The sequence below is a fragment of the Mesorhizobium sp. M5C.F.Ca.IN.020.32.2.1 genome (assembly GCF_004023105.1).
GTDB classification, from domain to species: domain Bacteria; phylum Pseudomonadota; class Alphaproteobacteria; order Rhizobiales; family Rhizobiaceae; genus Mesorhizobium; species Mesorhizobium wenxiniae.
This window is the reverse complement of the sequence record NZ_RZSX01001489.1, coordinates 1-747: the sequence shown is the minus strand read 5'-3', so window position 1 is coordinate 747 and position 747 is coordinate 1. Positions and strand designations below refer to the sequence as shown.

The window sequence follows — 747 nt, the reverse complement described above, 5'->3', positions numbered from 1 at the left end:
GTTCTTCTGGCAGCAGAGGAACTTCCCGGCGGAGTTCGCCGAGGCCGCCGCGATCCTGATGTATCCGCAATACTGGGCTTTTCGCCTCACCGGCGTCGCCGCCAACGAGGTGACCTCGCTCGGCTGCCACACCGATCTGTGGAGCCCATGGAAAGCAGATTTTTCGTCACTCGTCGACCGGATGCAATGGCGCGGCCTGATGGCGCCGGTGCGGCCGGCCAAGGACCGCCTTGGCCCAATCTTGCCCGCCCTTGCCAAGGGAACCGGGCTCGATCCGCAGACGCCGGTGTTTTGCGGCTTGCATGATTCGAATGCCTCGCTGCTGCCGCATCTCCTGTCCGACAGACCGCCCTTCTCGGTCGTCTCGACCGGCACCTGGGTGGTGTCGATGGCCGTCGGCGGCAACAAGATCGCGCTCGATCCGGCGCGCGACACGCTGGTCAACGTGAATGCGCTCGGTGATCCGGTGCCATCGGCGCGCTTCATGGGGGGTCGCGAATTTTCACGGCTGACGGAAGGCCAATCGGAAGGCTGGACCGAAGAGGATGCCGCCACAGTGCTCGCTGGGAAGACATCCCTGCTGCCTTCGACCCAACAAGGTTCGGGGCCGTTCCCGCATCACACCGCCGCATGGCTCGACGCCGACGGCATCAACAACGGTCAGCGCTTTGCCGCCATCTCGTTCTACCTGGCGCTGATGACCGCGACCTGCCTCGATCTGATCGGTGCCGACGGTCCGATCATCGT

At 64.7% G+C, this 747-nt stretch carries 1 protein-coding gene; it reads left to right on the top strand.

What is annotated here, in order from left to right:
* Window positions 1–747 (top strand): FGGY family carbohydrate kinase (locus EOA86_RS37005; RefSeq protein ID WP_245497508.1); only part of this gene is annotated, 747 nt, incomplete at both ends.